Source organism: Methylobacterium sp. D53M, from assembly GCF_053345625.1.
Map to the genome: position 1 here is coordinate 1 of NZ_JBKFAL010000087.1, position 803 is coordinate 803.

The following is an 803-nucleotide window of genomic DNA, read 5'->3' on the forward strand; positions in this document are numbered from 1 at the left end:
GCCGCGGTCTGCTGGCTGGCCTGGCGGATGTTCTGCAGCGCCCCCATCACCTGCTCGATGCCCAGCTGCTGCTGGTTGGTCGAGGCCACGATCTGCTGGAACGTCTGCACGTTCTCCTCCACCCGCGCGGTGATCTCCTCGATCGTGCGCTGCGTCGTGTCCGAGCGCGTCTTGCCCGCCGCCGCGCGCTTGACCGCCTCCTCGGTCAGCATCACCGACGTGTTGATGCCGCGCTGGATCTCGCCCAGGATCCCCCGCACCTGCCCCGTGGCCGCCTTGGCCTGGTCGGCCAGGAGCTTCATCTCCGAGGCCACCACCGAGAAGCTGCGCCCGCTCTCCCCGGCCGCGGCCGCCTCGATGGCGGCGTTCAGCGCCAGCAGGTGCGTGCGCTCCGAGATGTCGTTGACCGTCTCGATGATGTCGCCGATCGTCTGGGTCTTCTCCGACAGGCTGACGATGTTGCCCGCCACCGCCTCCGCCTGCTCGCGGATCGCGTCCATGGCCTTGGCGGTGTCGGACACCGCGCGCAGGCCCTGGCGCGAGGTCTGGGCGGTGGCCTGGGCGGTGGCGATCACCTCGGTGGCGCGCTTGGAGATCTGCGCGCCCGAGTGGGTGATCTCGTCGACCGTGGCGGCCGTCTCCTGCACGGCGGCGAACTGCTGCTCGACCGAGGCCGCCTGCTCCTGCGCCGAGGCGCGGATCTCGGCCGCGGCCGCGTTCAGGTCCGCCGTCGCCGCCCGGTTCGTCCGCGCAAGGTCCGACAGACCCGAGACCATCGTGTTCAGCGTCGTGCTCAGACGGCC

The 803-nt window shown here is 71.1% G+C and carries 1 protein-coding gene; it reads right to left on the reverse strand.

Annotation, left to right across the window (positions count from 1 at the left end; genetic code table 11):
- Nucleotides 1–803 (reverse strand): methyl-accepting chemotaxis protein (locus tag ACLBYG_RS31600; protein ID WP_447684087.1); only part of this gene is annotated, 803 nt, incomplete at both ends.